Below are 24,162 nucleotides of genomic sequence, written 5' to 3' on the forward strand. Positions count from 1 at the left end.
TCGAATACACCCACTTCGACCTGCTCGTGGCCCGCACGGGCCCGGACGGCGCCCGCTACGAGTTCGCCCACGACGCGGAGCTGCGCTTGACGCAGGTCACCAACCCGCAGGGCCTGACATGGTCGTACACCTATGACCCGGCCGGCCGGCTGATCTCCGAAACCGACTTCGATCAGTACACGCAGCCGGCCGACGGCCGCACCAGCGCGTATGCGTACGACGCGCTGGGCCGCCGAACCCGCCGAGTCACCCCCACAGGCCGGCTCACCACCTATGGCTACGACCACCCAGGCGCGGGTGCCTGCGCCGGAATCCGTGCGGATCAGCGTCCGCTGCCCTCGCCGGTACCCTTTCGAGGCCCTCGCGCCCCCTCGTCTGTCGCCGAATTCCCGCTTTTGTCGCCGGCCCCCTGCGGATTCGTCCGTGATCGGTAACAGAGGGATCTTGTACGGGCGTTCGTATGTCTTCATGGGTGCACGGCATCGGCGGAGACAGCAAAGGGGCGGGCGGACATGGCAAGGCACAAGGGAAGGGGATGGCACGGCCGGCTTCTCGCGGCGGCGCTCGGGGTGACAACGTTGGCCGCTGCCGCCTCAGTGTGGACCGCGCAGGCCGACCCCGTCGGAGGGCGGCAGCCGCAAGCACGTGTCTCAACGCCGGACGCCCCGCCCCAGGACCGGACAGTGGCCAAGGTGGCGGCGGACATCGCGCATGCCTCGGACCGCGGCGCCCAGGGCGTCAACATCACCATCGACGACGGACCGGACCCGGTCTGGACGCCGCAGGTGCTGCAACTGCTGAAGGACAGCGGTACGAAGGCTACGTTCTGCATGGTGGGCACGCAGGCCGAGGCGTACCCGGACCTGGTCAAGGCAGTCGTGGCGGCCGGGCACCGGCTGTGCAACCACACGGTCTCGCACGACACCACCATGGACACCAAGTCCGAGGCCTACCAGTCCCAGCAGATCCTGGATGCCGAACGCATGATCACCAAGGCGTCCGGAGGCGTCCGGCCGCAGTATTACCGGGCCCCGGGCGGTGCTTTCACCCCGTACAGCCGGCAGCTCGCCGCGTCCCGGGGGATGCGGCCGCTGGGCTGGAACGTCGACTCCAGAGACTTCGAGCGTCCCGGCGTGGACACCATGGTCGCCACCGTCAAGAGGGAGATCTCCGACGGGCCGACCGTTCTCTTCCACGACGCGGGAGGGGAGCGCTCCCAGACCGTGGCCGCGCTGCGCGAGGTGCTGCCCTGGCTAAGGCAGCAGGGGTACTCCTTCGGCTTCCCCGTGCGGTGAGTGAGGCTCGCCCGCACCGACATCCAGACCCCCGGCACCAGCAGACAGACATGAACACTGAGATACAGCCCGGCGACCTTTGCCGAGGTGACGAAAATCGAACTCGCCCTCTGCGCTTGGGAATCAACGGGCACCAGGGCATCGATATGCTGCCTGACCCGCAAGAACCGGCTGATGCTCCGCTGAACCGACTGTCGTTGTGTCTCCCGTGTTGACCGCTCTTCACCGCCCCTACTGGCACCTTGTGGCACGGCCGCAGCCGGTTCAGTCGCGTTACCCGGCCGTCTGACATATCCGAGCGCACCGGCCCGACGCGGCACCACCTCGTACTACTGGGTAAGCGCAGTGACGGTGGACAGAACGGAGACCTTGCCCTCAAGCGACTGGCTGTCACCGCTGCGGTGACCGGCTGAGGCTCGTACAACCAATCGACGCTCCTGTCGGTCTTGTCCGGCGACGTCTGATCGACATCTGCCGCCGAACAGGACTGAAGGACTTGATGAACCCAGCCAGACGCACCATCGCCACCGCCTTGGTTCTGGTCACGGCAGGCGGAGTGCTCTACGCCACCGCCGTACCCGCCTCCGCGGTGGTGAGCTGCGCTTCCCCCGTCTTCAAACGGCAGTTCTTCGCGAACACGACGTTTTCGGGCACGCCGAAGAAGACGGACTGCGACTCCGCGATCGACCAGAACTGGGGCACGGGCGCACCCGTCTCCGGCGTACCGTCCAACAACTTCGGCGTGCGCTGGTCGGTGACACGCGACTTCGGCTCCGGCGGCCCCTTCACGTTCACGGCATCCGCCCAGGACGGCATACGGGTCTACCTCGACGATGTCCGCAAGATCGACCTGTGGAAGAACGTCTCCACTACCGTCAAGAAGACGGCCAACGTGACGATCCCCAGCGGCAAGCACACGCTCCGCGTCGACTTCGTCAACTGGACGGGCACCGCGAACGTCACGTACGCCTATACGCCGCGCACCTCCGCCGACGTTGACAAGGTCAAGCCGCTCACCCCGACGGGCGCGGTCGTCTCCTACGACACCGCCAAGGGGGCGGCCAAGCTCACCTGGTCCAGGAACAGGGAGATGGACCTCGCCAACTACCGGGTTTACCGGCGGCTGAAGGGCTCGTCGTATGGCAGCAAGCCGCTCGCGACGACCACCGCCACGTCGTACACCGACAGCACTCTGCCGAAGACCGGCGCGGCCTACTACTACGAGGTGCGGGCCGTCGACAAGGCGGGCAACGTCTCCGGCGGCAGCGTCGACCAGCTCGTCGCCACCGTCGACAAGACGCCGCCCGCCGCACCGTTCGTCGAGTGGGACGCGTGCCCGGCCGACCAGCCCTACGCGGCCCCGCAGCTGGTCACCACCGCGGCGAACGCCGCCGACATCGCCTGGTACGAGATGCAGCGGCTCGACGCCGCCACGAACCGCTGGAGCACCGTCTACTCCGGCGCCAAGGGCGCGATCTGCGACACCGGCTATCCGGCCGACGGCAGCAAGGTCACCTACCGGGGCCGGGCCCGGGGCGCCGCCGGGAACTGGTCGGTGTACTCGGCCGCCACGACGTTCACCACCCCCGACCTGACCCCGCCGGCCGCCGTCGCGCGGCTCCGCGCCGAGTATCGGTCGGGCGTTCCGCATCTGCTGTGGTCGCCCGTCGCCGGGGCCGCCGCGTACCAGGTCCTCCAGTACGACCCGGCGACCGGCGGCTATGGCGACGCCCTGCCCGGGAAAAGCACCACCACGCAGACCGACGTGGTGCCGCGCCAGACGGCCGCCGTCGCCGACAGCTACCGGTACGCGGTGCGCTCGGTGGACGCCAGGGGCAACGCCGCCACGCCGGTGGAAATCACGCTGAAGATGGCCGACCGGCCGGAAGCGATCCCCGCGTTCAAGACCACCGCCCACAGGTTCGATGAGGGCGTGATGGTCGAGTGGAGCAGCGTCGACCCGTGGATCGTCGACGAAAGGCCCCTTCCCACGTACAAGATCGTCCGCACCGACACCGTGACCGGCGAGACCAGCATCGTTGACAAGTGCAAGCCGTTCACCTCGCGGGACGAGCCGCTGGCGGACCCGGACACGTACTGGACCTGGGCGGACGACAACGCTCCCTTGTCCGCACGCAAGCAGGTCAATGGCACCTGCTGGGACGTCCAGGGCAAGTCGGAGACGACGTACGAGTACCGAGTCGTGACGACCGACCGGTACGGGCATGTCTCGCAGCCCGGCCCGGCCGCCACGGAGACCACCCCGGACACCGAGCGTCCCGCCCCGGTGCAGAACCTGACCGCGGAACGTGTCCAGCTTGGCGTCCGGCTGACCTGGACGCCGCCCGCCGATGCCGACGTCACCGGCTACCACGTGTGGCAGGGCATCACCGACCCGGACAGCGGCGAGACGGTCTGGAAGGAGAACTGCTGGACCGGCAGCTCCCTGGCCAGAACCGAGATGCTCTGCCCGACAGTCCCCGACGGCGCCACCCACGCCTACAAGGTGGCCGCCACGGACGACCGGCTTCAGTACGACGACGAGCCACTCGACGTCCTCCACCCCGCCGAGGTCTCGGTCACCCTGCCCGACACCCGGCCGCCGGGCTGGACGGAGACCGAGGTCCGTCAGGACCAGTACCCGGATCTGTACGTCGGCTGCTCCGAGAGCTCCGGCCTCGGGGACTGCTCCCGGTTCGCGAGCTACCGCGTGGAGCGCTGGGACCCCGTCGCGGCCGCTTACGTCACCCTGGCCAAGAGCACGATGGATGGCACCGCGTTCTCCATGGACACCACGGTGCACGAGGACCGGCTCGGCCTGTACTACTACCGCGTCGTACGCCTGGACGCGTCGGGCGCCGAGGCCGTGACCCGGTCGACGGCGTACGGCATCTGGGACTCCTGGCTCTGACCGGACGTGAGACGTAGGGAGGGGACCGGAGGATTCTTCGGGCCCCTCCCACACGCCCGTGAGCGTCAGCCCGACTGCCGCTTCCGCTTGGGCGGCCGCCACTCCACCAGCGAGCTGGTCTGGTGCATCTCGCGGCTCTGCGTGTCGTGGTGGAGGATCCGGGCAGCTCCGAGAGCGCCCTCCATGCCTGCCTGAAGAACCAGGAGTGGATCTTCGGTGGGGCCTACGTGGCCGAGTCGGCGGGCCGCCAGTACACCCCGGACACCATTCTCGACATTCCGCTGCTGCGTGGTGATGGATCCCTGCACGTGGTGGAACTCAAGCGCGCCAACATCCAGAAGCTGATCATCCGGCCCAGCGGTCACCTCATGCTGGGTGCCCCGGCACACCATGCAGTCTCCCAGGCGCAGAACTACCTCCGAACCTTGGACGAGAGCCGCCAGACCATCCTTGCCCGGTACGGCATCGACACCCGGAGGGCCTCGGCGACTGTTGTGATCGGGCACCCGCAGTACGTGAGTGAGAGCATCACCCCCCATGAAGTCGCGGAAACGCTGAGGACCTACAACACGCACATGGCACGCATAGACGTGATCACCTACGAGACCCTGCTGGAGTCGGCGGAGCGGATGCTGGCGCTCTCGTCGGCAGAGCAGGACCCCGACCCGATTGAGGGCCCACGGCATGAATGACAACCGTCCTGCGATTGAGCCGCTCCTGGCGCGGCTTTGCGGTGGCGCCATCACCGGCAAGGACTACGTCGGCTACTTCTTGAACGAGCACGGCGAGGAACTCGTGTTCGCCCAGCGCCGGGGTGACAAGACCGCCCGGCTCTGGCACAGCGACGCGGACTGGGAGATGTTCCGTGTCGGTGATCACTCGATACGGGTCGACGGAGCCATGGACGGGATGATCACCGTCGACGACCTGATCATTGATCGACCGGAGGCTACATGGCTGTCCTCCTGTCTGGCAGCCTCCCGCCACCTGCGCCCGGGGCGGGGCTGACGCTCCCTGCTGCGCGGATCGCTCCTGAACGAACGCTTGGACAGGCTGCGAGGTACGGCCGTTGGTCACCGTAATAGCGACATAACCCCTGCACACCGTCCGCCCGGTGCCGTTGGCCGCGGCCCTGCCTTGCGGTGCTTACAGAATCACCCACACTCCACCGGGGAGATCACGGGCCTTCGCGTCGGCGCCCAGGTCGCCCCGGTCACCGCAGCGCGGCCTTGGAGCCATCACGAGCGGGCTGATCACGTACGGCGCCCTCGGATGTGGTGAGGTGCATCGCGTCGAGCCGACCCAGCAAATAGCTCAGTCCCTGGGTACGCAATTGTGCTGATCTCATCCGGTCCATCCCCGGGTAGATCCAGCCCGCGACCACGAGCAGCGCCACCAGGCCGAGTGCGACCAGTACTCACCAGTTCCCAAAACCCATTGGGCGACCTTGACCAGCAGCAACCCGACGATGATGGCCGCCGCTTTCATGACAGCACCCGCTACTGACAGATACGCCGGCGCCGTGACCATCAGACCGAAAATCGCTGTTGTAACTCCAACGCCCTTACTCGCTGTAGTAGTTGGGCGCCCTGAATTGTCAGCGGCGACCGATACCGTCGAAATGTTGCGCCGAGGAACGCCCGGCCCCGCCTGGGGCGCTCGCCCGCCCCCGCCTTCACCAGCGAGGTTTCGTGACCTACGTTCGCCCCCACGTCCGCAGTGACGGAACGCCCGTCAAGGGCCACTACCGCCGTCAGCGTCCCCGCACCGCCGCCATGCCGACGACACCCCGACGTACTGTCCCGCGCCGTGCTCTCGCGCCGAGGCCCCGCTCGGGCCCGACCGGGCCCACAACCTATGTCGCCCCTTACTTTAGGGCGGACGGCACCCGAGTACGCGGGCACCGCCGGTCCATCAGTCCGCGCGGCGTCGCCGTGGTGGCGGGCACCGGGGGCGGACTTATCGTGCTGATCCTCGTGCTGCTGGCGTTGGCCGGCGGGCCTGGCGACAGCGCCAAGACACCGGTAAGGACAACGCCGTCGTGGTCCGCGTCGGCGCCGACCGGTCACAGATAGCCCTTGACGACACAGGAACTTCGGACGGTTCCTCATCGCTCCGATCAGCACCGTCGCCGCACGTTCGCCCTCCGATGCAGACGAGACCACCTCGGCAAGCCGCTCTGCCCACCCGACGGCCGCACGCCTGCCGTGGCTGATGTCCAGGGCGGGCTTCCGGTCCCGCGCAGTGAGCTGCCGGTCCGTCTGTCGGCGGTAGGTGCGACGGGGTCCGCGCGGCGAGACATCAGCGCTATGAGTCTCTTACGGCACGGCACACGAATGGCTCGTACTGAAATGGTCTGGGTGGCAGATAAGCCCCGGGTCGCTGACCTGGGGCTTATCTACGGAGCGGGTGACGAGAATCGAACTCATGCTCTGAGCTTGGGAATCAACGGCGTTAGCGTTGGACATACGTGGCTGACCTGCGTAGACACCGGATGAGGGTGTCGGGTCAGGGGCGTCGTCCCGGTACCTTTGTTGACCGCTGCTGACCGTGCTGAAGGGCATGGATGGGGCACGGGGCGGTCGGATGGCCTGCCTGACGAAACCGCTGTGTCGTGAAGTGCGTGGTGTCCTAGTGTGTTTCTGAGAGGCAACTGACGCTGTCGTAGGGGGGCCGGAGTGGCGACGGGGATGGCGCTTGCGGAGCGGATCGCTGAGCAGCGGGCGGGGCTGGGGGATCCGCGGGCGCTGGTCGGGGAGTTGCGGCGCGCTCTGGTACTGGTGCCGTTCCATGACGGCGGCTTGTGGACCGCGGAGCTGAGCGGGGTGCGCTGGATCTGCGGGTTCACGGATGAGGGCGCGTTGGCCCGGTTCGCGCGGGCGCGGGACTCCGGCGACGGGTGGGCCACCGGCCGGGCGTGGGAGTTCGCCGAGCTGCGTGGGGCGCGGCTGCTGGACGAGATCATCCCGGCGATGGACGAGCCGGCCGGGGTCGCGATCAATATCGCGGATCCGGCCGGGGCGATGCTGTTTCCGCCGGTGGCAGGGATCGTGCCGGACGCGGTCGCCGTCGATGCCGGCGACACTCAAGGGGCGGGCGGGGCTGATGGGTGAGGGCGCGGAGGACCTGAGGGTCGACAAGGAGAGTGTCCAGCGGATCACCAAGGGCCTCCGGGCGGCGGTGTCCGAGCTGCGGGATGTCGGCACGGGGACCGGGGCGGTGCTGGGCAAGGGGTTCTCGGGCATGTCGATGACCGGCATGGAGGCGGGGCATCACGGCCTCTCGGCCGACTTCGAGGACTACTGCGAGCGCTGGGAGTGGGGCGTACGGGCCCTGATCCAGGATGCCAATACCATCGCGGCGAAGCTCGGCCTGGCAGCGGGGATTCTCTGGGAGGAGGACCAGTACGTCGACGGCACGATGAAGATCGCGGTGAACGCTGCCGTCGGCAATCCGCACGCCTCCGAGGACGAGATCGTCAAGCAGAACTGGGGCGACGTACTCACCCCGGACTACCTGAGTCCGGACTACAGCGCGGAGTCGTTCCAGCAGGCGCGGGACGAAGCCGGGCAGACCTGGAAGGACACCAGTCGGGCGGTGCTGACCGAGGGCATGGGCGGACAGCGTACGAGCGCTCTGAACGACCTCGTCGGCGTCGACCAGGACGACTTCGACCGGGCGGTGGACAACACGTTCGGGCCGTCACCCGAGGAACGCGCCCGGCAACAGCAGCAGGGCGACGCGGGGAACTGATCCAGAGGCAATGACCGATCCAGAGGCAACGGGGGAGAACTGGCAGTGGGCATCGGTGATTTCATCAGCGACCTCACTCCGGATGTCGTTGAGGACGCGGTCGAGGACGGTGTGGAGTGGGCCGGGAACCGGGTCGAGGACGCCGGGAACTGGACCGCCGGCCGGCTGAAGGACGCCGGCTGGGACTCCGGCGCAGACTGGGTACGCGACCAGTCCCGCTCGCTGGCGAACCGGATGGGCGCCGAGGTCGACGAGATGGACCTCGGACAGACCGAGGACAAGACGAAGCTGATTTATGGCAGTCCGTCGAAACTCCGCGAGGCCGCGTCCCATCTCAGGGACTTCCAGAAGGCATTCAACAACGTCGGCCAGGGCCTGAAGGGGCTCGACTCGGCCGCCCTGAAGGGCGAGGCCGCCGACGCCTTCCGGGCGAAGGTGGCGATCGAACCGCCGAAGTGGTTCAAGGGCGCGGACGCCTGCGGGAAGGCCGCCGGCGCGCTGGAGGCGTTTGCCGGGACCGTCGAGTGGGCCCAGGGCCAGGCGCAGAGCGCGATCGACAAGTGGAAGGCCGGTACGAAGGCGTCCGAGGAGGCGCGGGACGCGCACAACGCGAAGGTCGACACCTACAACAAGGCCGCCGACCGCTACAACGCACAGCCGGCCGACGAGCGCGACCCGACCACCCTGCCGCCCAAGCCGGGAGAGTTCACCGATCCGGGCAAGGGCCGGATGGAGGAGGCGCAGGAGATCCTGGCCGAGGCCCGGCGCCAGCGCAACACAGCCGCCGAGACCGCGCGCAGCGCCGTGTCCGCGGCCCGGGACGCCGCGCCACCGAAACCGTCGTACGCCGAGCAGGCCGTCGACGGCGTGAGCGAACTCGACGTCATGCGGACACATTTCGGCGGGGGCATCGTCAAGGGCACCGCGGGCCTGCTCAATTTCGCCCGCAGCCTCAACCCGACCGACCCGTACAACATCACGCACCCGGCGGAGTACGCCCTCTCGCTCAACAACACCGCCGCCGGACTGGTCCAAGTCGCCAACGACCCCTGGGGCGCGGGCAAGCAGATGGTCACCGACTTCATGAAGGACCCCGCCGAGGGCTTCGGCCGGCTGGTACCCGACCTGGTGATGACCGCCGCGACCGGAGGCGGCGGGGCGGGCGTGAAGGCGGCGCGGGTCGCGAAGGAAGCAGCCGACCTGGCCGCCGACGCGAACCGAGCCCGCCGTCTGGTCGACGACGCCCCGGACGGCACGCACAACCGCCCCGACAGGGAGCGCACCACCAAGGACACCGACCCGGTGGACCTGGCCTCCGGGAGGATGTTCCTGCCCCAGACCGATGTGGCGCTGCCCGGAACTCTCCCGCTGGCCTTCACCCGCCGTGTGGAGTCCGGCTACACCGCGGGCCGTTTCTTCGGCCCGTCCTGGTCCTCCACCGTCGACGAACGCCTGGAGATCGACGCGAACGGTGTCATCCACGTCACCGCCGACGGACTCCTGATTACCTACCCGCATCCCGTCCCCGGGGTGTCGACGCTCCCCGAGTCCGGCAGGACCCGTACAGCGCTGGCCCGTGACGAGATCGGCGACTACACCGTCACCGAACCCACCACCGGGCTGATACGGCACTTCACCGCGCCGACAGAGGCCGAGCCCGGCGGTGACGGCGACGCCTGGCTGACCCAGATCACCGACCGCAACGGCCAGACCATCACCATCGACCGCACCGACGACGGGACCCCCCAGGCCCTCGTCCACTCGGCGGGCTATCACCTGGCGCTGACCGTGACCGACAGCCGCGTCACCGCACTGGCTCCGGCCGGAGCGGGCGAAGGAGGGGCGTACGGGGGCGGGGCAGGCGAGGGCGGAGCGGGCAACGGAGAGGCCGCCAAGCCCCTGGTGGCCTACGCCTACACCGACGGCAACCTCACCGCCGTCGCTAAGGCATCCGGCGGTGCTTTGACCTTCGAGTACGACAACGGCCGCCGGGTGACGGCCTGGATCGACTCCAACGAACGCCGCTACAACTACGTCTACGACAACGAGGATCGGGTCATCGCCGAAGGCGGCGAAGCCGGCCACTTCCAGCTCACCCTTGCCTACGGCGACCCCGACCCGGCCACCGGCCACCGGGTGACCACGCTGACCACGGCCGACGGCCGCACCACCCGCCACCTGATCGACGGCAAGTGCCAGGTCCTGGCCACGACCGACCCGCTCGGCCATACCACCCGCTCCACGTACGACACCTGCGGCAACCAGCTCACCTGTACCGACTCCCTCGGCCGCACCACCGCCTTCACCTACGACGAGTTGGGCAGACTCACCACCGTCATCCGCCCGGACGGCAGCGAACTGCGCACGGAACGTAATGTGCTCGGTCTGCCCACCCAGTTCACCGGTCCCGACGGTGCCCGCTGGCAGCAGGAGTTCGACGAACGCGGCAACCGCATCGCGACCACCGACCCGGTCGGCCACATCACGCACTACGCCTACGACATCCGCGGCCATCTCGCCTCGGTCGTCGACGCGCTGGGCGCGGTGACTACGGTGCGGTGCGATCCGGCGGGATCCGCTCGGTCGGGTGATCCGCAAGGACGCGGCGGGCGAGGTGACCACGTATGCCTATGACCCGGCAGGACGCCTGGTCCAGGCCACCGGCCCGGACAGCGAGCTGCTCTACCGGTACGACCGTTGCGGCCGAGTCAAGACGGAGCTGGCCGACGGCCTCACCAGCACGTATGCGTACGACGCGCTGGGCCGCCGAACCCGCCGAGTCACCCCCACCGGCCGGCTCACCACCTATGGCTACGACGCTGCGGGCCGCCCCGCCCATCTGACCACCGGCGGCCACCGCATCGACTTCACGCACGACGCGGTCGGCCGCGAACTGGAACGTGCCGTCGACGACATCCTCACCCTCACCTCCACCTGGGACACGGGCGGCCGCCTCACCACCCAGCACTTCACCACCGGCGCCCGCACCCTGAACCACCGCACCTACACCTACCGCGCCGACGGCTACCTCACCGTCCTCGACGACACTCTGCGCGGCTCCCACCATTACGAACTCGACCCCTCCGGTCGGGTCACCACGGTCACAGCCGCGGGCTGGACCGAGACCTACGCCTACGACACCGCCGGCAACCAGACCTCGGCGTCCTGGCCCACGTCCCACCCCAGCCATGAGGCGACCGGCCTCCGTGCCTACACCGGCACGGCCATCACCCGTGCCGGAGAGATCCGTTACGAACACGATGCCGCCGGCCGTATGACCCTGCGCCAGAAGACACGTCTGTCCCGCAAACCCGACACCTGGCGCTACACATGGGACGCGGAAGACCGCCTCATCGCCGTCACTACCCCAGACGGCACGCGGTGGCGCTACCGGTACGATCCGCTCGGCCGCCGCACCGCCAAACAGCGTCTCGCCGACGACGACAGCCGGACCGTGATCGAGGAAACCCGTTTCACCTGGGACGGCACCGTTCTGGCCGAACAGACCAGCACCCACCCCGGTCGGCTCCCCCATCCGGTCACGATCACCTGGGACCATCGGGGGCGCACGCCCGTCACCCAGACCGAACGCCTCACCGAGGAAACCACCCAGCACGAGATCGACGCCCGCTTCTTCGCCATCGCCACCGATCTCGTCGGCACCCCCACCGAACTCATCGACGAATCAGGCGACATCGCGTGGCGCACGCGCACCACCCTCTGGGGCACAACAACCTGGGCGAGGACCAGCACGGCGTACACCCCGCTCCGTTTCCCCGGCCAGTACCACGATCCCGAAACCGGCCTCCACTACAACCACCACCGCTACTACGACCCCGAAACCGCCCGCTACACCACCCCGGACCCCCTCGGTCTCGGACCCGCCCCCAACCCCACCACCTACGTCCACAACCCCCACACGTGGACCGACCCGCTGGGCCTGGCTCCACGATGCCTGAACGAGGCAGGCAAGGAAGGCAAGGATACAAACGAGAACTTCACACCAGGTTCAGCCGAAGGGCAGCGGTTGGCCGATCAACTCCGCAGAGAGTCAGCGGACTCCATCTTCAACGAGAACGGATGGCTCACTCCGCAGGCAATCGCAGATTCTCGCCGAGTGATCGATGGTGAGAAACTCGGCAACCCTGTTGTGCGTGATCTCATGACCTCGGACGGCAGCCACCTCAGCGATTGGGGAAAATACACCACAAGGACACATCAGTCACCTTATGGGGACTTTCAGGTCCACTATTATTACAATCCCGAGACGGGAAGAGTTCTGAATTACGACTACAAAGTCATCATGAACAGAAGGTGATGAGCATGCGCGCCCGATTCACGCGTCCACAAACCTCGGACCCGCAGATCCTCCAGGGCATCGAAGCGCTCAGAGAGGGGGAGGAGTACGTAGTCCTTGAGGTGTCCGTTCGCTTCGGCAGGAGCGCGCTGTTCCGAGTCGAGTTTATCGAGGGGGAGTGGGAGCAATCCGCGCTCTTCGACAGTAGAGCGTTCACAGTAACGTCTCATTCCTTGCCGCCGACCTGGCGCTACTTCCAGTTCGATACCGGCTCGTTCTCGCTGTGTCCGGAATCATGGAATCAACCAGGCTTCTGGGAATCCTATTACGATCATGCCCCTCAGGCGCTTGAGGTTTACGAGACGGAGAAGCGAGAGATCCTGTCTTCTTCATGACGCGAACGGAATCACGAGCCACTGGCCTGAATCTTGCGTGAAGGTCCGTCAACAACTGACGGACCCTTTCACTTGGACGTGTGCCGCTCGTGAACCCGACCTACAAGCCGGGCTGGGACCCGCCGGGCGGCATGGCAGAGCCGAGCGAACCGCTGGAGCGGGCGGTCAGGCGTGAACTGCGGGAGAAACTGGGCAGGGGCATCGACAAGAATCGATCTCACAGGCGACCAGGGGTTGCCTGAGCTTTGAAGTGATCTAGAAAACAGTGAAGCCGCAGGCCGCTGGCCTGGGGCTTTTTCATGGAGCGGGTGACGAGAATCGAACTCGCGCTCTGAGCTTGGGAATCCACGGTGCCTAAGAACTCCACACGTACCTGACCAGGGGTTATTTGAGAAGCCGTAGTCCTATCGACCGTGAGGGCGGTTCTGGTCGAACGGGTTGCCTGGTCGGGTGATTTCGGCCGGGTGGGCGCATGAAGGCAGGACCTCCGGTGCAGCACGGGGGTTGCGAAGCCGACTCGTCTGCCCCGGAGGCCCTGTTGTCGCAGTTCTACGCCGTGTCGCCGGTTGTCTTCAACTCGGCGCGTTCTTCGTGCGATTGTCTCGCTCACCGGTTCGGGAACGCAGCCGACCGGCCGGACCGGGTCCCGGTCTACGGCTCGGACATGACGGACGCGCAGTGGGCGGTGGTGCGGGACGCGCTGCCGGTGCCGGCGTGGATGGAGGGGAGGGGCGGGCAGCCGGAGGGCTACTGCCATCCGCAGATGCTCGATGCGGTCTTCTACGTCACCGACAACGGCATCAAGTGGCGTGCGATGCCCGTCGATTTCCCGGCGTGGGACCGTGTCTACGCCTTCCTCCGCAGGTGGCGGAAGCAGGGCCTGGCCGGGGAACTGCACGACCGGCTTCGCGGGAGAGTTCGCACCGCGGAGGGCCGCGACCGTGAGCCGAGTGCGGGAATCACCGACTCGCAGTCGGTGAAGGCAGCCGCCTCGGTGCCCGCCGTGTCACGGGGCCATGACGGCGGGAAGAAGATCAACGGAAGGCGCCGACACGTCATCACGGACAGCCTCGGCCTGCTGCTGATGGTCTGGGTGACCGCCGCGAGTCACCGACCGCCAGGCGGCCACCGCCATGCTGCCCGTGCTGCGGACACGGTTCAGGAAAATCACTCTGGTGTGGGCCGACGGCGGCTACACCGGCCGCCTCGTGACCTGGGCGAAGGAAAAACTCCAGCTCACCCTGCAGATCGTCAAGCGCAGTGACGACATGACCGGGTCCGTGGTGCTGCCGAGACGGTGGGTGGTGGAGCGCAGTCTGGGGTGGCTGATGCGCTCGCGCCGCCTGGTGCGCGACTTCGAGGCGCTGCCCGCTTCCAGCGAGGCGTTCATCTACTTCTCGGCGAGCATGCTCATGGCCCGCCGCCTGGCCCGCACCACCGCCGTGAGCAGGCCGCTCAGCTCCCCGCGGCAGGCGCGGCCGACGCTCGCGGCATGAACCGGCCCGACGGCGACGCCTTCAGCCACTCCCGCTCGACCAGCCGTTTCGCCCTCGACCGCACTCCCTCGATCTTGGCCGGCACCAGCTCCAGCCCCAGCCGGGCCGCCAGTTCCTTCGCCGACACCCCCTCGCCGTCGCCCCCTTCACCCTGAAGCAGCTCAACGATCCGCCGGTACTCCGGCGCGAGCGCCTCCACCGTCATCCCCTCCCGGCACCGCACCACCGTCGCCCCGGCAACCGGCACCTTGTCCACGCGGGCCGGCCGTGCCGGAACCTGCACCTCCAAACGGGGCGGATCTGCCGCATCGCCGCCAGCGGCCAGGGCCTCGGCCAGCTCCACCCGAGCGATCACCCGGTGCTCCAACACCGCCTCGGCCACACCGAGTTCGGCCAGGATCCGGTCGGCTTCCACCTGAAGCTCCTCCACGGCCGCCCGGGCAGCGGTCTCCCGTTCCTCCAGCAAGCCCATCACCGACGCCACCGGCTACCTCCCCATCGCTGAGAACGAACTGAACGTCCGAACCCTCCCACGGCGACACCAACACCATGCCTGATCAGCGGAAACTCAGCGATCACGACCGGAAAGACAACGGCTTCTGAGCGATGAGCTGTGCTGGAGTCGCTTGGATTGACCGCTTCTGACCTTGGTGCACCGCACTGAAGGGCTGGGATGGGGCTGGCCTGTGAATGGACGGATACGAAGACGGCTCGGGCTGCCTGGGCCGGCACGACGAGGGACGTCGCGTTCAGGGCCACGGAGCGGTGTGCTCCCGCTAAGGTTCCTTGTATCCAGACGGTCGCACCACAAGGCAGAGCCTGCGCGGAGTTGGCCCAAATGTGACGTGGTCTGACTGGGCGGGCCGAGCCCTCTGCGGTTCAGAGAGCTGTCCCCGCGACGAAGACCAGCTGTTGTGAGCTGAAATCCGTTTCGGATCTGCGACCAGCAGGTGCGGGAGAAACCTCAATCGGCAATGCCAGATCGTGTCGGGGCCTTGGAAGCAGAAATTCGGCGTCGGCAGTCCACTATGATTGCATTTATTTCAGGAAAGTCGGGATCGAAATTCCGTTCCGATTCCACTCTTAGGGCGGCGGTGACTTCTTCTGGGTCTCTCCGGTGGCACATTACGACATAATACCCCTGGGTGGCCTCTGCTGATTTCATGTATATGGGAAGCTGTGTCGATATTCCGTGGCGTACTTCTTGAAGTTTATCGTCCTTCTTGAACTCGATGATTGCTGTTGCTTTATTCAGTCTGGCTGTGAAATCTGTGGGGCCGCTTCCGTGGTCGGGGTTTGCGTCAATGTGAATCTTCAAGGCGCCGAAAGTTAGGCGTGAAAAGATTTGGAACATTCCTTGATGTTGGCGCTCGTGCAATACCTTTTGGTTATCGTCGTAAAGGAGCTTCCATCCTCCTTGTTCCTCAATTGCTGTCTGAAAGCGGGAGATGGTGTCCAGTATGGCCATAGAAAGTAGTTCATCGTCTGAAATTCCGGGAGCGAGGAATTCTGGCAGCATGTCGCCCCAGTGTCTTCCCGCTGCAAGCGCTTTAAGATCGGAAATGCCGAGCCCATTGCGAGTGGTTCTTGGCTGGCGAATCATAGCCACGTTGGTTGATGGCTCGCGGTAGCCAGCTGCCACAAGGTCAAATTTGGAGTGTGAGAGCAATCTCCCAATCACGAGGGAAACGTCGTCGCGGCCGGTCATATTGATAGAAGCGCTGGCTGTAATGTTGCACTCGTCTCGCACGGTTCCTCTGATTGTGCGGGTGGTCAGAGGTATTGAGGCTTCCTTGTTTCCGGATTCAAGCGGGCGATAGATTGTGGTGCCTGAATGGACGAACCAATCTCCGATCTCAGGTTCGTGTTCTGTTATTTCGCGCAGTGCGAGAGCGTGAATGATTTCTGACATGACCACGCTGAACAGCGCGGTCTTTCTGAATATAGATAATTCTGTTCCGGTGCGGTCGAGCTCGGACGCTATCGCACTAAATATCATCCTCCCTGTCGGCTTGAGGAGCGGATACAGTGTATTTGTGCGTGCGTAATACGGCTGGAACAGTAGATCCATATCGTCTTTGGCGGGTATCTTATTCCAGGCCATGAATTATTCCCTTCGTTTGCGGATGAGTTCCCCGATTGAGGTCCACTAGTAACGAGAGCCGAACTCGCGCTCTGAGCTTGGGAATCACCCGGTACTGCGTAGGCTTGCCCGCCTGTGACCTGGGAAACGCGTCCCTGGGGAGCGTGCCGCAGTGGCCTCGTTCGGGCCCCAGCTGACCGCTGCTCACCGTCCTGAATGGCGCGTAGTGGCACGCCCATCCCCGGGTGGTCAGCTGAGACGCTGGTGGTCGGCCGAGAGCTGAGCGGGAGCGGCCGCGTTCGGTACGGCCGCAGACCCCGGTGCGGCAGCGGGGCCCGGACCGTGCGTCGAGGTCCTGGCCCTGCCCCGTACGGCGCCGCCCTGCGACAGTGGTGCGTCAGCTCTGTGCGGTGTCGTCGCCCGTCTGCCCGGCGCCCTCGGCTGCGCCTGCCTTCTCGCGGATCTTTCGCGCCAGCCCCGCCTTCCGGTCGGCGGCGCCCTGGCGGTCGAGGTTGCGGTGCGGACCGTTGTTCTGCCGTTCTGCGCGGGACAGCCTCTGGCGCTGGCCGCCGCCCATGCCCACAGGGTTATTGATGTTCTTGCTCACGGTCATAGGTTCTCCCGGAATGATGTGAAGTGATCTACGGATTCATCGATGGGGGACGGGCGCGGTGACGTCGAAGGACGTCAGCAGGGCCCCATCACGCTCTCACTCGTAAATCGGCGTCCTGGCCTTCGGTCGAGTATGCGCCGTGCACGGACATGCTGGTCATGTATCAGTGCAAGGGCGAGACATCGATCCCGAACTCCCCGATCGCCCGCGCCCCGACCGTGCCGCCATGGTCTCCAGCTGCGGGGCAATCGCGTCCAGCGCCCGGCCACCTACGGCAGGAACCCTTGTACCGCTCGGCAAGAGCATCCCGGATGTCGAGCGGCTTTCCGGCCTTCAGCGCGTGACGATCCCCGGGGCGGGTGCCCGGCCGGGCCGCGGGACGGCCGGCGCGAGGCACGCGCTGGTAAGGTTGGGTCACGCTTGCAGAGAGCCTGGGCCCGTGCCGGACAAGGTACGGGCCCAGGTCCGTTCAGGGCGCCGAAACGAGGAACCCCCAATGAAGGCGAAGCAGTCGGACTCCGGTCGCTCCGGACCCGGCAGGTCCGACCAGGGGAGGGCCCCGCGGGGCGAGCTCTCGGTGCCGGGGACACTGGCGCCTGGCCTCCCACCGGCCGGCTCCTTCGCGGAGCTGGAATTGCCGGGCGAGCTGATGGGGGTGCTGGCGGGGCTCGGGATACGGGAGCCATTCCCGATCCAGGCGGCCACCCTGCCGAGCGCGCTGGCCGGCCGGGATGTCCTCGGCCGCGCGCGGACCGGCTCGGGAAAGACCCTCGCTTTCGGGCTTTCGCTCCTCGCACGTACGGCGGGCCGACGCGCCGAACCGAAGCGCCCTCTCGCGCTGGTCCTGGTGCCGACAAGGGAACTCGCGCAGCAGGTGAGCGAGGCGCTGGCTCCCTACGCGGAGGCGCTCGGGCTACGCTCGGTGACTTTGGTCGGCGGGCTGGCGATCGGCCGGCAGGTGGCGGCGCTCCGGGCGGGTGCCGAGGTCGTGGTGGCGACGCCGGGACGGCTGGCCGATCTCGTGGCCCGGCGGGACTGTCACCTGGACCGGGTGCGGATCGCGGTGCTGGACGAGGCGGACCAGATGTGCGACATGGGTTTCCTGCCGCAGGTCTCGGAGACCCTGGACCGGACGCCCGCCGGCGGGCAGCGGATGCTGTTCTCCGCGACGCTCGACCGCAACGTCGATCAACTGGTCAGGCAATATCTGAGTGAGCCGGTGTTCGCCGCGGTCGATCGGGCGAAGGGCTCGGTCGCGACGATGGAGCACCACGTACTGAACGTCCATCCCGCCGACAAGTACGTGACAGCCACCGAGATCGCGGCTCGGGACGGGCGGGTGCTGATGTTCCTGGACACCAAGCACGGCGTGGACCAGTTCACCCGCCACTTGCGGAGCAGCGGAATACAGGCGGGTGCTCTGCACAGCGGGAAGTCGCAGCCGCAGCGCACGCACACGCTGGCCCAGTTCAAGGACGGGGAGATCACGGTGCTGGTGGCCACCAACGTCGTTGCCCGTGGCATCAACGTTGAGCGCCTGGACCTCGTCGTCAACGTGGATCCGCCCTCCGACCCCAAGGACTACCTCCACCGCGGCGGGCGCACCGCGCGTGCCGGGGAGTCCGGCAGCGTGGTCACGCTGGTCACGCCCGGCCAGCGCCGGGACGTGAACCGGATGATGTCGGATGCCGGGATCCGGCCCACGGTCGCTCAGGTTCGTTCCGGCGAGGAGAGGCTGACCAGCATCACAGGCGCGAAGCGCCCGCCGGTGCAGGACGGGGCGAAGACCGGCAACGCGGCGTTCCGGGGTCTGGGTACCCGCGCGGGCCGCCCGCCGAAGGAGTCCCGCAAGGCCGCGGAGGCGCGCACGATGGCGGAGGCCCGCAAGGCCGCCCGAGCGCGCAGGGCCCACTGACGAGCGGTACGGCCGTCGCGGTCGGGAGACACAAGGAGGCACCCACTGCCTCGCATCGACTGGAGCGTCAAGGAGTGCCGATGGCGAACAGGGTCCAACGACCCCATGAGGAAGCCGAGTTCGAGTTCATCCTGGCGAGGGCGGACGTGCCGGTGCTCGCGTACTTCCACGGGGTGCGGCCCAAGGCCGCGGCAGCATGCAAGGAAATGGATGCCCTGGTGCGGGAGGTGGCCGACGTCTATCAGGGCCGACTGATCGTCGTGCGGGCCGACATCGCAAGGTGCCCCGGCCCCGTACGGCGGTACGGCGTCACCGGCGCGCCCTCCTTCGTGCTGATCGATCGGACCGAGGCGATGGCGGCCGGGAGCGGTCCGATGTCCAGGACAGCGCTCGGGGAGTTCCTGGACGCCCACCTGTGAGCAGGCCGCATACCGGTCGGCGAGGTTGTGCCCGCAGCGACCGGACCGGGGACCATCGTGGCCGCAGATGTACAACTCTTCACCGAAACCGTCGAGTGACCTGGTGAGGTCCTGGTGCTCACGCAAGGCGGCTACCGTCGTGGCTGGAAGTCTGCTCATCGAACGACGAGATCGAAGTGAACCTGGGCGCCGCGCGTCGGGGGATGAGCCACCCCCGTGATCACGGAACGCTGGCGTTCAGCTCTCTCGAATCAGGACCTCACCACGATTCAACCGACGTCACGAGTTCAAGTTCAGTAGCGGACGGGCCTGAGTGACCGCGACTTCCGGCTGCTGCTCGTCGGCGCCGGTACTCGGTGCGGGGGAGCCGAAATCCACGGCTGGCATCTCCGCCATGAAATGAGGGTTGACGTGACGTGGCGTCAACCCCCGAACCCGGCGCATTGCCACGTAGAGTGCTCGGTTCTGTCTGCCCGACGGGGCTGGAGCGACCCCAAAATAGCTTCCAGCAGCGGTGTTGGGTGCCGACGGATGCTTGTGCCGCGATCAGCAGTCGCGACGTTCAGTGATTTCGGAACGGCCGAAGGTATGGCACACGTCACGCAAAGTCGATCTCAGGATTCAAGGATGCGCTCGAAGGGACACTCGGCAGGTCTCCGAGACTCGCGTCGTTGCACCGATTGACCGCCAGATGTGGTACGCAAGTGGTGTGTGGTCTTCGAATTGGACTAGACAACAAACAACCCCCGGGCCGCTGGCCTGGGGCTTTTTCATGGAGCGGGTGACGAGAATCGAACTCGCGCTCTGAGCTTGGGAAGCTCATGTTCTACCATTAAACTACACCCGCGAGGCGAGCCGGTGATCGGCTTCGCATCGTCGGACACTCTACCTCATCGCGGGCCCCGGGCGTATTGCGCCGTGGGGCCCGTGGTGTTCCTGGGCCGCGTGGGGGGCGGTGGTGGTGGGTGGATGTGGTGGGTGGATGTGGGGGGCGGTGGGCGGGAGTTGGGGCGTAGGGTCGGGGCGGAGTGCCGTTGACGGGTGGGTTCTGTTCATCCCCTAGTGTGGGCTTTCGTCCGCGTTTGTTGGGGAAGGGACCTGATGGACTTGATGGAGCGCACCGTCGTCCGCTGTGCCGAAGGGCATGTGTTCAGTACCGCCACGTTTCCGATGCAGCAGCTCGATTCCGGGCGGATCGGCCCCGGGCGGCTCATTCGGTGTCCGCGGTGTGCGCGGTTGCGGCATGCCGTGCCAGTGGAGCCGGCCGGGGCCGTGGCGGAGGCAGTGACGGTGGACGCAGTGACGGTGAACGCAGGGGCGGTCGAGGCCGCGGCGGTGGAGCGGCACTGACCGTAGTGGTTCAGGCGCGCGAGGTCGCCCGATTGGGGTGGGCTCGCGCGCTCTGCGTATCCTCGGGGCGTGCTTCTCTCAGACAAGGACATCCGGGCCGAGCTCGAATCCGGACGCGTACGCCTCGAACCGTATGACGCGTCGATGGTGCAGCCCTCCAGCATCGATGTGCGGCTCGACCGGTATTTCCGGGTGTTCGAGAATCACCGCTATCCGCATATCGACCCCGCCGTCGAGCAGGTCGATCTGACGCGCACCGTCGAGCCGGATGGGGACGAGCCGTTCATCCTGCACCCCGGGGAGTTCGTGCTCGCGTCGACGTACGAGGTCATCTCGCTGCCCGACGACATCGCCTCCCGGCTGGAGGGGAAGTCCAGCCTCGGGCGCCTCGGGCTGGTGACGCACTCGACCGCGGGCTTTATCGACCCCGGGTTCTCCGGGCATGTCACGCTCGAACTGTCGAATATGGCGACGCTGCCGATCAAGCTCTGGCCCGGGATGAAGATCGGGCAGCTGTGTCTGTTCCGGCTCAGCTCGCCGGCGGAGTTTCCGTACGGCTCCGAGAGGTACGGCTCGCGGTATCAGGGGCAGCGGGGGCCGACCGCGTCCCGCTCGTATCTCAATTTCCATCGGACACAGGTGTGATGCAGGCATGACCGAGACCCGAGAGAACCTCACGTACGAGAAGTTCGGCCGCGCCGTCCGCGAGCTGGCGCAGACGATCGCCGACGACGGGTACGAGCCCGATGTCGTGCTGAGCATCGCGCGCGGCGGTGTCTTTGTCGCCGGTGGGCTCGCCTACGCCCTGGACTGCAAGAACATCCATCTGGTCAACGTCGAGTTCTATACCGGGGTGGGGACCACGCTCGCGATGCCCGTCATGCTCGCGCCCGTTCCCAACGTGATCGACTTCTCCAACAAGAAGGTCCTCATCGCGGACGACGTCGCCGACACCGGCAAGACGCTCAAGCTGGTGCGCGACTTCTGCATAGATCACGTCGCCGAGGTGCGCAGCGCCGTCATCTACGAGAAGCCGCAGTCCCTCGTGAAGTGCGAGTACGTCTGGAAGCGCACCGACGACTGGATCAACTTCCCCTGGAGCGTGGAGCAGCCCGTCGTCCGCCGCAGCGGGCAGGTCCTCGACGCCTGAGGCGGCGAGTACGCGAAGCACGCCGAAGACGTATGCCGAAGGGGCCCGGCGATTTTCCGCCGGGCCCCTTCCGCGTGCCACGTTCCGTTACAGCGTGCCCAGCTTCAGCAGCGCCAGCAGCGCGATCAGCTGGATCGCCGACGCGCCCAGCGCCTTCGGCCACGGCAGGTCGTGCGACTTGCTCACCATCACCGTGAACAGCGCGCCCGCCGCGATCCAAGTGATCCAGCCGAGCACCTGCACCAGCGAGTTCTCCCCGCCGAGGAAGAGCGCGAAGACCAGGCGCGGGGCGTCCGTGATCGACATGATCAGCATGGAGAGGCCCACGGTCGGCTGCCATGCGCCGTCGCCGCCGAGCTGGCGGGCGAGGGTGTGGGTCACCGCGCCCAGGATCAGCCCGCCGAAGACGAAGGCGATGCCGGTGGTCAGTACGTACGGGATGGCCGTGGAGAGGGTCGCGTTGATCGCGTCCTCGCGGGCCGTGTCGAAGCCGAAGAGCGCCAGCAGGCCGTAGACGAACGTCACGATCAGGGCGGGGCCCCAGACCGGGTAGTCGCGCATCCGCAGGAACGTCTGGGAGGGGCGCAGTACGACGCCGCTCAGCAGCTCTTTCCAGTGCAGCCGGGGGCCCGCGGGGGCCGCGGCCGCGCCGGCGCGGTAGGCGGTGCCGTCATCGTACGGGTCCTCGTTGACGCTGAACGCCTGCGTATGGCCGGGGTTGTTGGCGTACGGATCGCCCGGCTGGCCGCCGTGCCCGCCATGTCTGCTGCGCCCGCCCTGCGGGGGATGCCCGTGCGGGCCCTGCTGGCCGTACGGGTCGCCGAAGTACTCCGGTTCGCCATGACCACCTCCGTGCCCGCCACCGCCGTGCCCGCCACCGCCGTGCCCGCCACCGCCGTACCCGTTCGGCGCGCCGCCCGCGGGAGGCCACTGCTGCTGCCCGTACGGGGGCGCGGCTTGGTGCCCGCCCCCGTAACCCGGGGGCGGCGGCGCCTGCCGTCCATACGGCTGTTGCTGCTGCCGCTGCGGTTGTTGTTGCGGGGTGCGGTTGTCCCGGCCGCGTCCGATCCTGAATCCAGCCACGCGATCGAACGTACCCGCTCCGGGCGGTCCGGGCGGCTGAGGTGGGGGAACGGGGGGTCCTTTGCGGCCGAGCTGTGACATCCCCTAGGGGAACCCTATGTGGACTGCCCCCCCGGCCCCGCCCCGGGGTTCTCCGGCGTTATCCGAGGAAGATCGACGTGCTGAACGTGATCACCGGCCGGTCGGCTCCCGACGCGTACAGCGCGATCAGATCCGTACGCTCGCCCTGGTGGGTGCGGGTCACCAGATCCTGGCGCCCGTCGCCGGTGAAGTCGGCCGCGCTGAGAAGCTCCGTCACGGCCCGGCCGGACCCTGACGGGAGTCTGGGCGCGGTCGGGAACCGTACGGCCTTGAAGCGGTACGCGCCTCCCGCCCGCGCCGGACCCTCCGGGCCGCCGAGCAGCAGCTCGCCCTTCGCGGCGCGCCCCGGGGTGCGGGCCCGGGTCGAGTGGACGAGGTCGTCGTAGCCGTCACCATTGACGTCGGCCTTCGGCGTGGGCGCTTCGAGGACCGGGCCGCCGCCCGGGATCGGCGCGGAGGCGGCGCGCGGGGCGCCGGTGCGGCTGAAGGGGCCCCGGAGGTAGCTCACCTGGCCCGCGCTCGCGGTCACCGCGAGGTCCATCGCGCCGTCGCCGTCGAAGTCACCGCAGACGGGATGGTCGGGCCACTCGTTTCCGGCGCGGGCCTTGGCGGGGATCCGGAGGACGACCGCCTTGCCGTCGTTCCCGTCACCACCGTCACCACCGTCACCACTCGTGCCACTCGCGCCGAGGCCGTCGGGACCGCCGAAGAGGATCTGGAGCGGTACGGGCGGCGCGCCGATCCCGTTGTACGGCGGGTCCGTGGCGACGATCAGATCCCCGAACCCGTCGCCGTCCAGATCGCACGCGGCCTCGGCGTCGAACGCCGCGGGCAGCGCGCCGTCGATGCGGGCGCCGTGCTTCCGCGGGCTGAGGATCTGGCGTACGGCCGGATCGAGACCGCGGGGCGCGGCGGTGCCGTACACGATCCCGATGCCCGCGTCATCGCCGTAGGTGTCGCCCGGGGCCTTGACGAGGTCGTTCAGTACGAGGTCACGGTAGCCGTCGCCGTTGAAGTCGTCCGGGACACGGCTGCCCTTGCCGCGCGGTACGGGACGACGCGGGGCGCCGGAGCGGCCGGAGAGCGGGGCGGTGTCGCCGTTCTTGCCGGCTGTCGTGCCCTTGCCCCGGTCCTGGCCATCGCCTGCGCCGGGGCCTGAGGAGGCGGTGCAGCCCGTCAGCAGCAGTGCCGCGCAGACCGCAGCACATACGGCCGTGCCGACACCGCTCTTCACCGCAGCCCCAGCCCCAGCCGCCGTCGCTGTCACGCGTATGCGCATGCCCCCACCCACCCCGTCCACCTGATCCGCCCGGTTCCTCTC

At 67.5% G+C, this 24,162-nt stretch carries 22 protein-coding genes, 1 tRNA gene and 1 pseudogene; 17 read left to right on the top strand and 7 right to left on the bottom strand.

Translation table 11 applies throughout. The annotated features are described in order from the left end of the window. From IF11_RS39055 to IF11_RS0120700, 5 genes are all read left to right on the top strand, one after another. On the top strand, window positions 1-434 hold a 434-nt coding region (locus IF11_RS39055), incomplete at its 5' end, for an RHS repeat domain-containing protein (RefSeq protein WP_037728185.1). Window positions 435-512: 78 nt separating this feature from the next. Continuing rightward, window positions 513-1,295: a polysaccharide deacetylase family protein gene (locus IF11_RS0120685; RefSeq protein ID WP_030353154.1), complete on the top strand. Its 783-nt coding sequence runs from the start codon at window positions 513-515 to the stop codon at window positions 1,293-1,295. A 499-nt stretch (window positions 1,296-1,794) separates the two neighbouring features. Continuing rightward, on the top strand, window positions 1,795-4,206 hold the full coding sequence (locus tag IF11_RS0120690; protein WP_030353155.1) for a PA14 domain-containing protein: 2,412 nt from the start codon (window positions 1,795-1,797) through the stop codon (window positions 4,204-4,206). Between the two features lie 122 nt (window positions 4,207-4,328). Next, window positions 4,329-4,898, top strand: coding sequence for a Shedu anti-phage system protein SduA domain-containing protein (locus IF11_RS0120695; protein ID WP_240627674.1), 570 nt, complete (start codon window positions 4,329-4,331; stop codon window positions 4,896-4,898). Then, window positions 4,891-5,214 (top strand): hypothetical protein, encoded by a 324-nt coding sequence (locus IF11_RS0120700; RefSeq protein WP_030353157.1) that lies wholly within the window; start codon window positions 4,891-4,893, stop codon window positions 5,212-5,214. The genes IF11_RS0120695 and IF11_RS0120700 overlap by 8 nt, the downstream gene beginning before the upstream one ends. Window positions 5,215-5,419: 205 nt before the next feature. Here IF11_RS0120700 and IF11_RS40955 read toward each other — a convergent pair whose 3' ends face one another. After that, window positions 5,420-5,602 (bottom strand): hypothetical protein, encoded by a 183-nt coding sequence (locus IF11_RS40955; protein WP_133243249.1) that lies wholly within the window; start codon window positions 5,600-5,602, stop codon window positions 5,420-5,422. A gap of 1,294 nt (window positions 5,603-6,896) precedes the next feature. Here IF11_RS40955 and IF11_RS0120705 point away from each other — a divergent pair. The 7 genes and pseudogenes from IF11_RS0120705 (at window position 6,897) to IF11_RS42190 (ending at window position 14,147) form a co-directional block, all read left to right on the top strand. Then, a complete protein-coding gene (locus IF11_RS0120705) occupies window positions 6,897-7,319 on the top strand; it encodes a hypothetical protein (RefSeq protein ID WP_030353158.1) in 423 nt (140 codons plus the stop codon). Continuing rightward, window positions 7,309-7,959, top strand: coding sequence for a hypothetical protein (locus tag IF11_RS0120710; protein WP_030353159.1), 651 nt, complete (start codon window positions 7,309-7,311; stop codon window positions 7,957-7,959). Before IF11_RS0120705 ends, IF11_RS0120710 begins: the two co-directional genes overlap by 11 nt. A gap of 45 nt (window positions 7,960-8,004) precedes the next feature. Further along, window positions 8,005-11,908: pseudogene (locus tag IF11_RS39065) on the top strand (putative T7SS-secreted protein); the annotation flags it as partial. Between the two features lie 374 nt (window positions 11,909-12,282). Next, window positions 12,283-12,651 (top strand): hypothetical protein, encoded by a 369-nt coding sequence (locus IF11_RS0120720; RefSeq protein ID WP_133243248.1) that lies wholly within the window; start codon window positions 12,283-12,285, stop codon window positions 12,649-12,651. Window positions 12,652-12,740: 89 nt separating this feature from the next. Beyond that, window positions 12,741-12,893: an NUDIX domain-containing protein gene (locus IF11_RS39070; RefSeq protein WP_425315197.1), complete on the top strand. Its 153-nt coding sequence runs from the start codon at window positions 12,741-12,743 to the stop codon at window positions 12,891-12,893. Between the two features lie 296 nt (window positions 12,894-13,189). Beyond that, window positions 13,190-13,915 carry a transposase gene (locus IF11_RS39075; RefSeq protein WP_240627673.1) on the top strand — a complete coding sequence of 242 codons (726 nt, stop codon included), beginning with the start codon at window positions 13,190-13,192 and terminating at the stop codon, window positions 13,913-13,915. After that, window positions 13,818-14,147: a transposase gene (locus IF11_RS42190; protein ID WP_342342621.1), complete on the top strand. Its 330-nt coding sequence runs from the start codon at window positions 13,818-13,820 to the stop codon at window positions 14,145-14,147. Before IF11_RS39075 ends, IF11_RS42190 begins: the two co-directional genes overlap by 98 nt. Here IF11_RS42190 and IF11_RS0120730 read toward each other — a convergent pair. From IF11_RS0120730 to IF11_RS0120735, 3 genes are all read right to left on the bottom strand, one after another. Continuing rightward, the gene (locus tag IF11_RS0120730; protein WP_030353161.1) at window positions 14,107-14,631 is read right to left on the bottom strand and encodes a hypothetical protein; all 525 of its coding nucleotides are present in this window, start codon (window positions 14,629-14,631) and stop codon (window positions 14,107-14,109) included. The two genes, IF11_RS42190 and IF11_RS0120730, sit on opposite strands and share 41 nt — an antisense overlap. A 480-nt stretch (window positions 14,632-15,111) precedes the next feature. Beyond that, on the bottom strand, window positions 15,112-16,251 hold the full coding sequence (locus tag IF11_RS40960; RefSeq protein WP_133243247.1) for a hypothetical protein: 1,140 nt from the start codon (window positions 16,249-16,251) through the stop codon (window positions 15,112-15,114). 376 nt (window positions 16,252-16,627) lie between these two features. Continuing rightward, window positions 16,628-16,843 (bottom strand): DUF6243 family protein, encoded by a 216-nt coding sequence (locus IF11_RS0120735; RefSeq protein WP_030353162.1) that lies wholly within the window; start codon window positions 16,841-16,843, stop codon window positions 16,628-16,630. 496 nt (window positions 16,844-17,339) lie between these two features. Here IF11_RS0120735 and IF11_RS0120740 point away from each other — a divergent pair, with 496 nt between their 5' ends. Together IF11_RS0120740 and IF11_RS0120745 are read left to right on the top strand one after the other, a co-directional pair. After that, on the top strand, window positions 17,340-18,758 hold the full coding sequence (locus IF11_RS0120740) for a DEAD/DEAH box helicase (RefSeq protein ID WP_030353163.1): 1,419 nt from the start codon (window positions 17,340-17,342) through the stop codon (window positions 18,756-18,758). Between the two features lie 80 nt (window positions 18,759-18,838). Further along, window positions 18,839-19,177 (top strand): thioredoxin family protein, encoded by a 339-nt coding sequence (locus IF11_RS0120745; protein ID WP_030353164.1) that lies wholly within the window; start codon window positions 18,839-18,841, stop codon window positions 19,175-19,177. 773 nt (window positions 19,178-19,950) lie between these two features. Here the strand turns inward: IF11_RS0120745 and IF11_RS0120750 are convergent. Further along, window positions 19,951-20,024: transfer RNA gene (locus IF11_RS0120750), tRNA-Gly, on the bottom strand. 254 nt (window positions 20,025-20,278) lie between these two features. Between IF11_RS0120750 and IF11_RS36815 the strand changes: the two genes are divergently transcribed. The 3 genes from IF11_RS36815 (at window position 20,279) to IF11_RS0120765 (ending at window position 21,677) form a co-directional block, all read left to right on the top strand. Further along, complete coding sequence (locus IF11_RS36815; protein ID WP_037728187.1) at window positions 20,279-20,527, top strand: hypothetical protein; 249 nt, start codon at window positions 20,279-20,281, stop codon at window positions 20,525-20,527. A 69-nt stretch (window positions 20,528-20,596) separates the two neighbouring features. Then, entirely contained in the window at window positions 20,597-21,172 is a 576-nt protein-coding gene (dcd, locus tag IF11_RS0120760; RefSeq protein ID WP_030353166.1) for a dCTP deaminase, read from the top strand. A 7-nt stretch (window positions 21,173-21,179) separates the two neighbouring features. After that, on the top strand, window positions 21,180-21,677 hold the full coding sequence (locus tag IF11_RS0120765; RefSeq protein WP_030353167.1) for a phosphoribosyltransferase: 498 nt from the start codon (window positions 21,180-21,182) through the stop codon (window positions 21,675-21,677). Window positions 21,678-21,764: 87 nt separating this feature from the next. Here the strand turns inward: IF11_RS0120765 and IF11_RS0120770 are convergent, their stop codons facing one another. Together IF11_RS0120770 and IF11_RS0120775 are read right to left on the bottom strand one after the other, a co-directional pair. Further along, window positions 21,765-22,760, bottom strand: a complete 996-nt coding sequence (locus tag IF11_RS0120770) for a Yip1 family protein (protein WP_030353168.1) — start codon at window positions 22,758-22,760, stop codon at window positions 21,765-21,767. Between the two features lie 139 nt (window positions 22,761-22,899). Then, window positions 22,900-24,120, bottom strand: a complete 1,221-nt coding sequence (locus IF11_RS0120775; RefSeq protein WP_030353169.1) for an FG-GAP repeat domain-containing protein — start codon at window positions 24,118-24,120, stop codon at window positions 22,900-22,902. Window positions 24,121-24,162: the final 42 nt, after the last annotated feature.

This window comes from Streptomyces scopuliridis RB72 (assembly GCF_000718095.1).
In the GTDB taxonomy this organism is placed as follows: domain Bacteria; phylum Actinomycetota; class Actinomycetes; order Streptomycetales; family Streptomycetaceae; genus Streptomyces; species Streptomyces scopuliridis.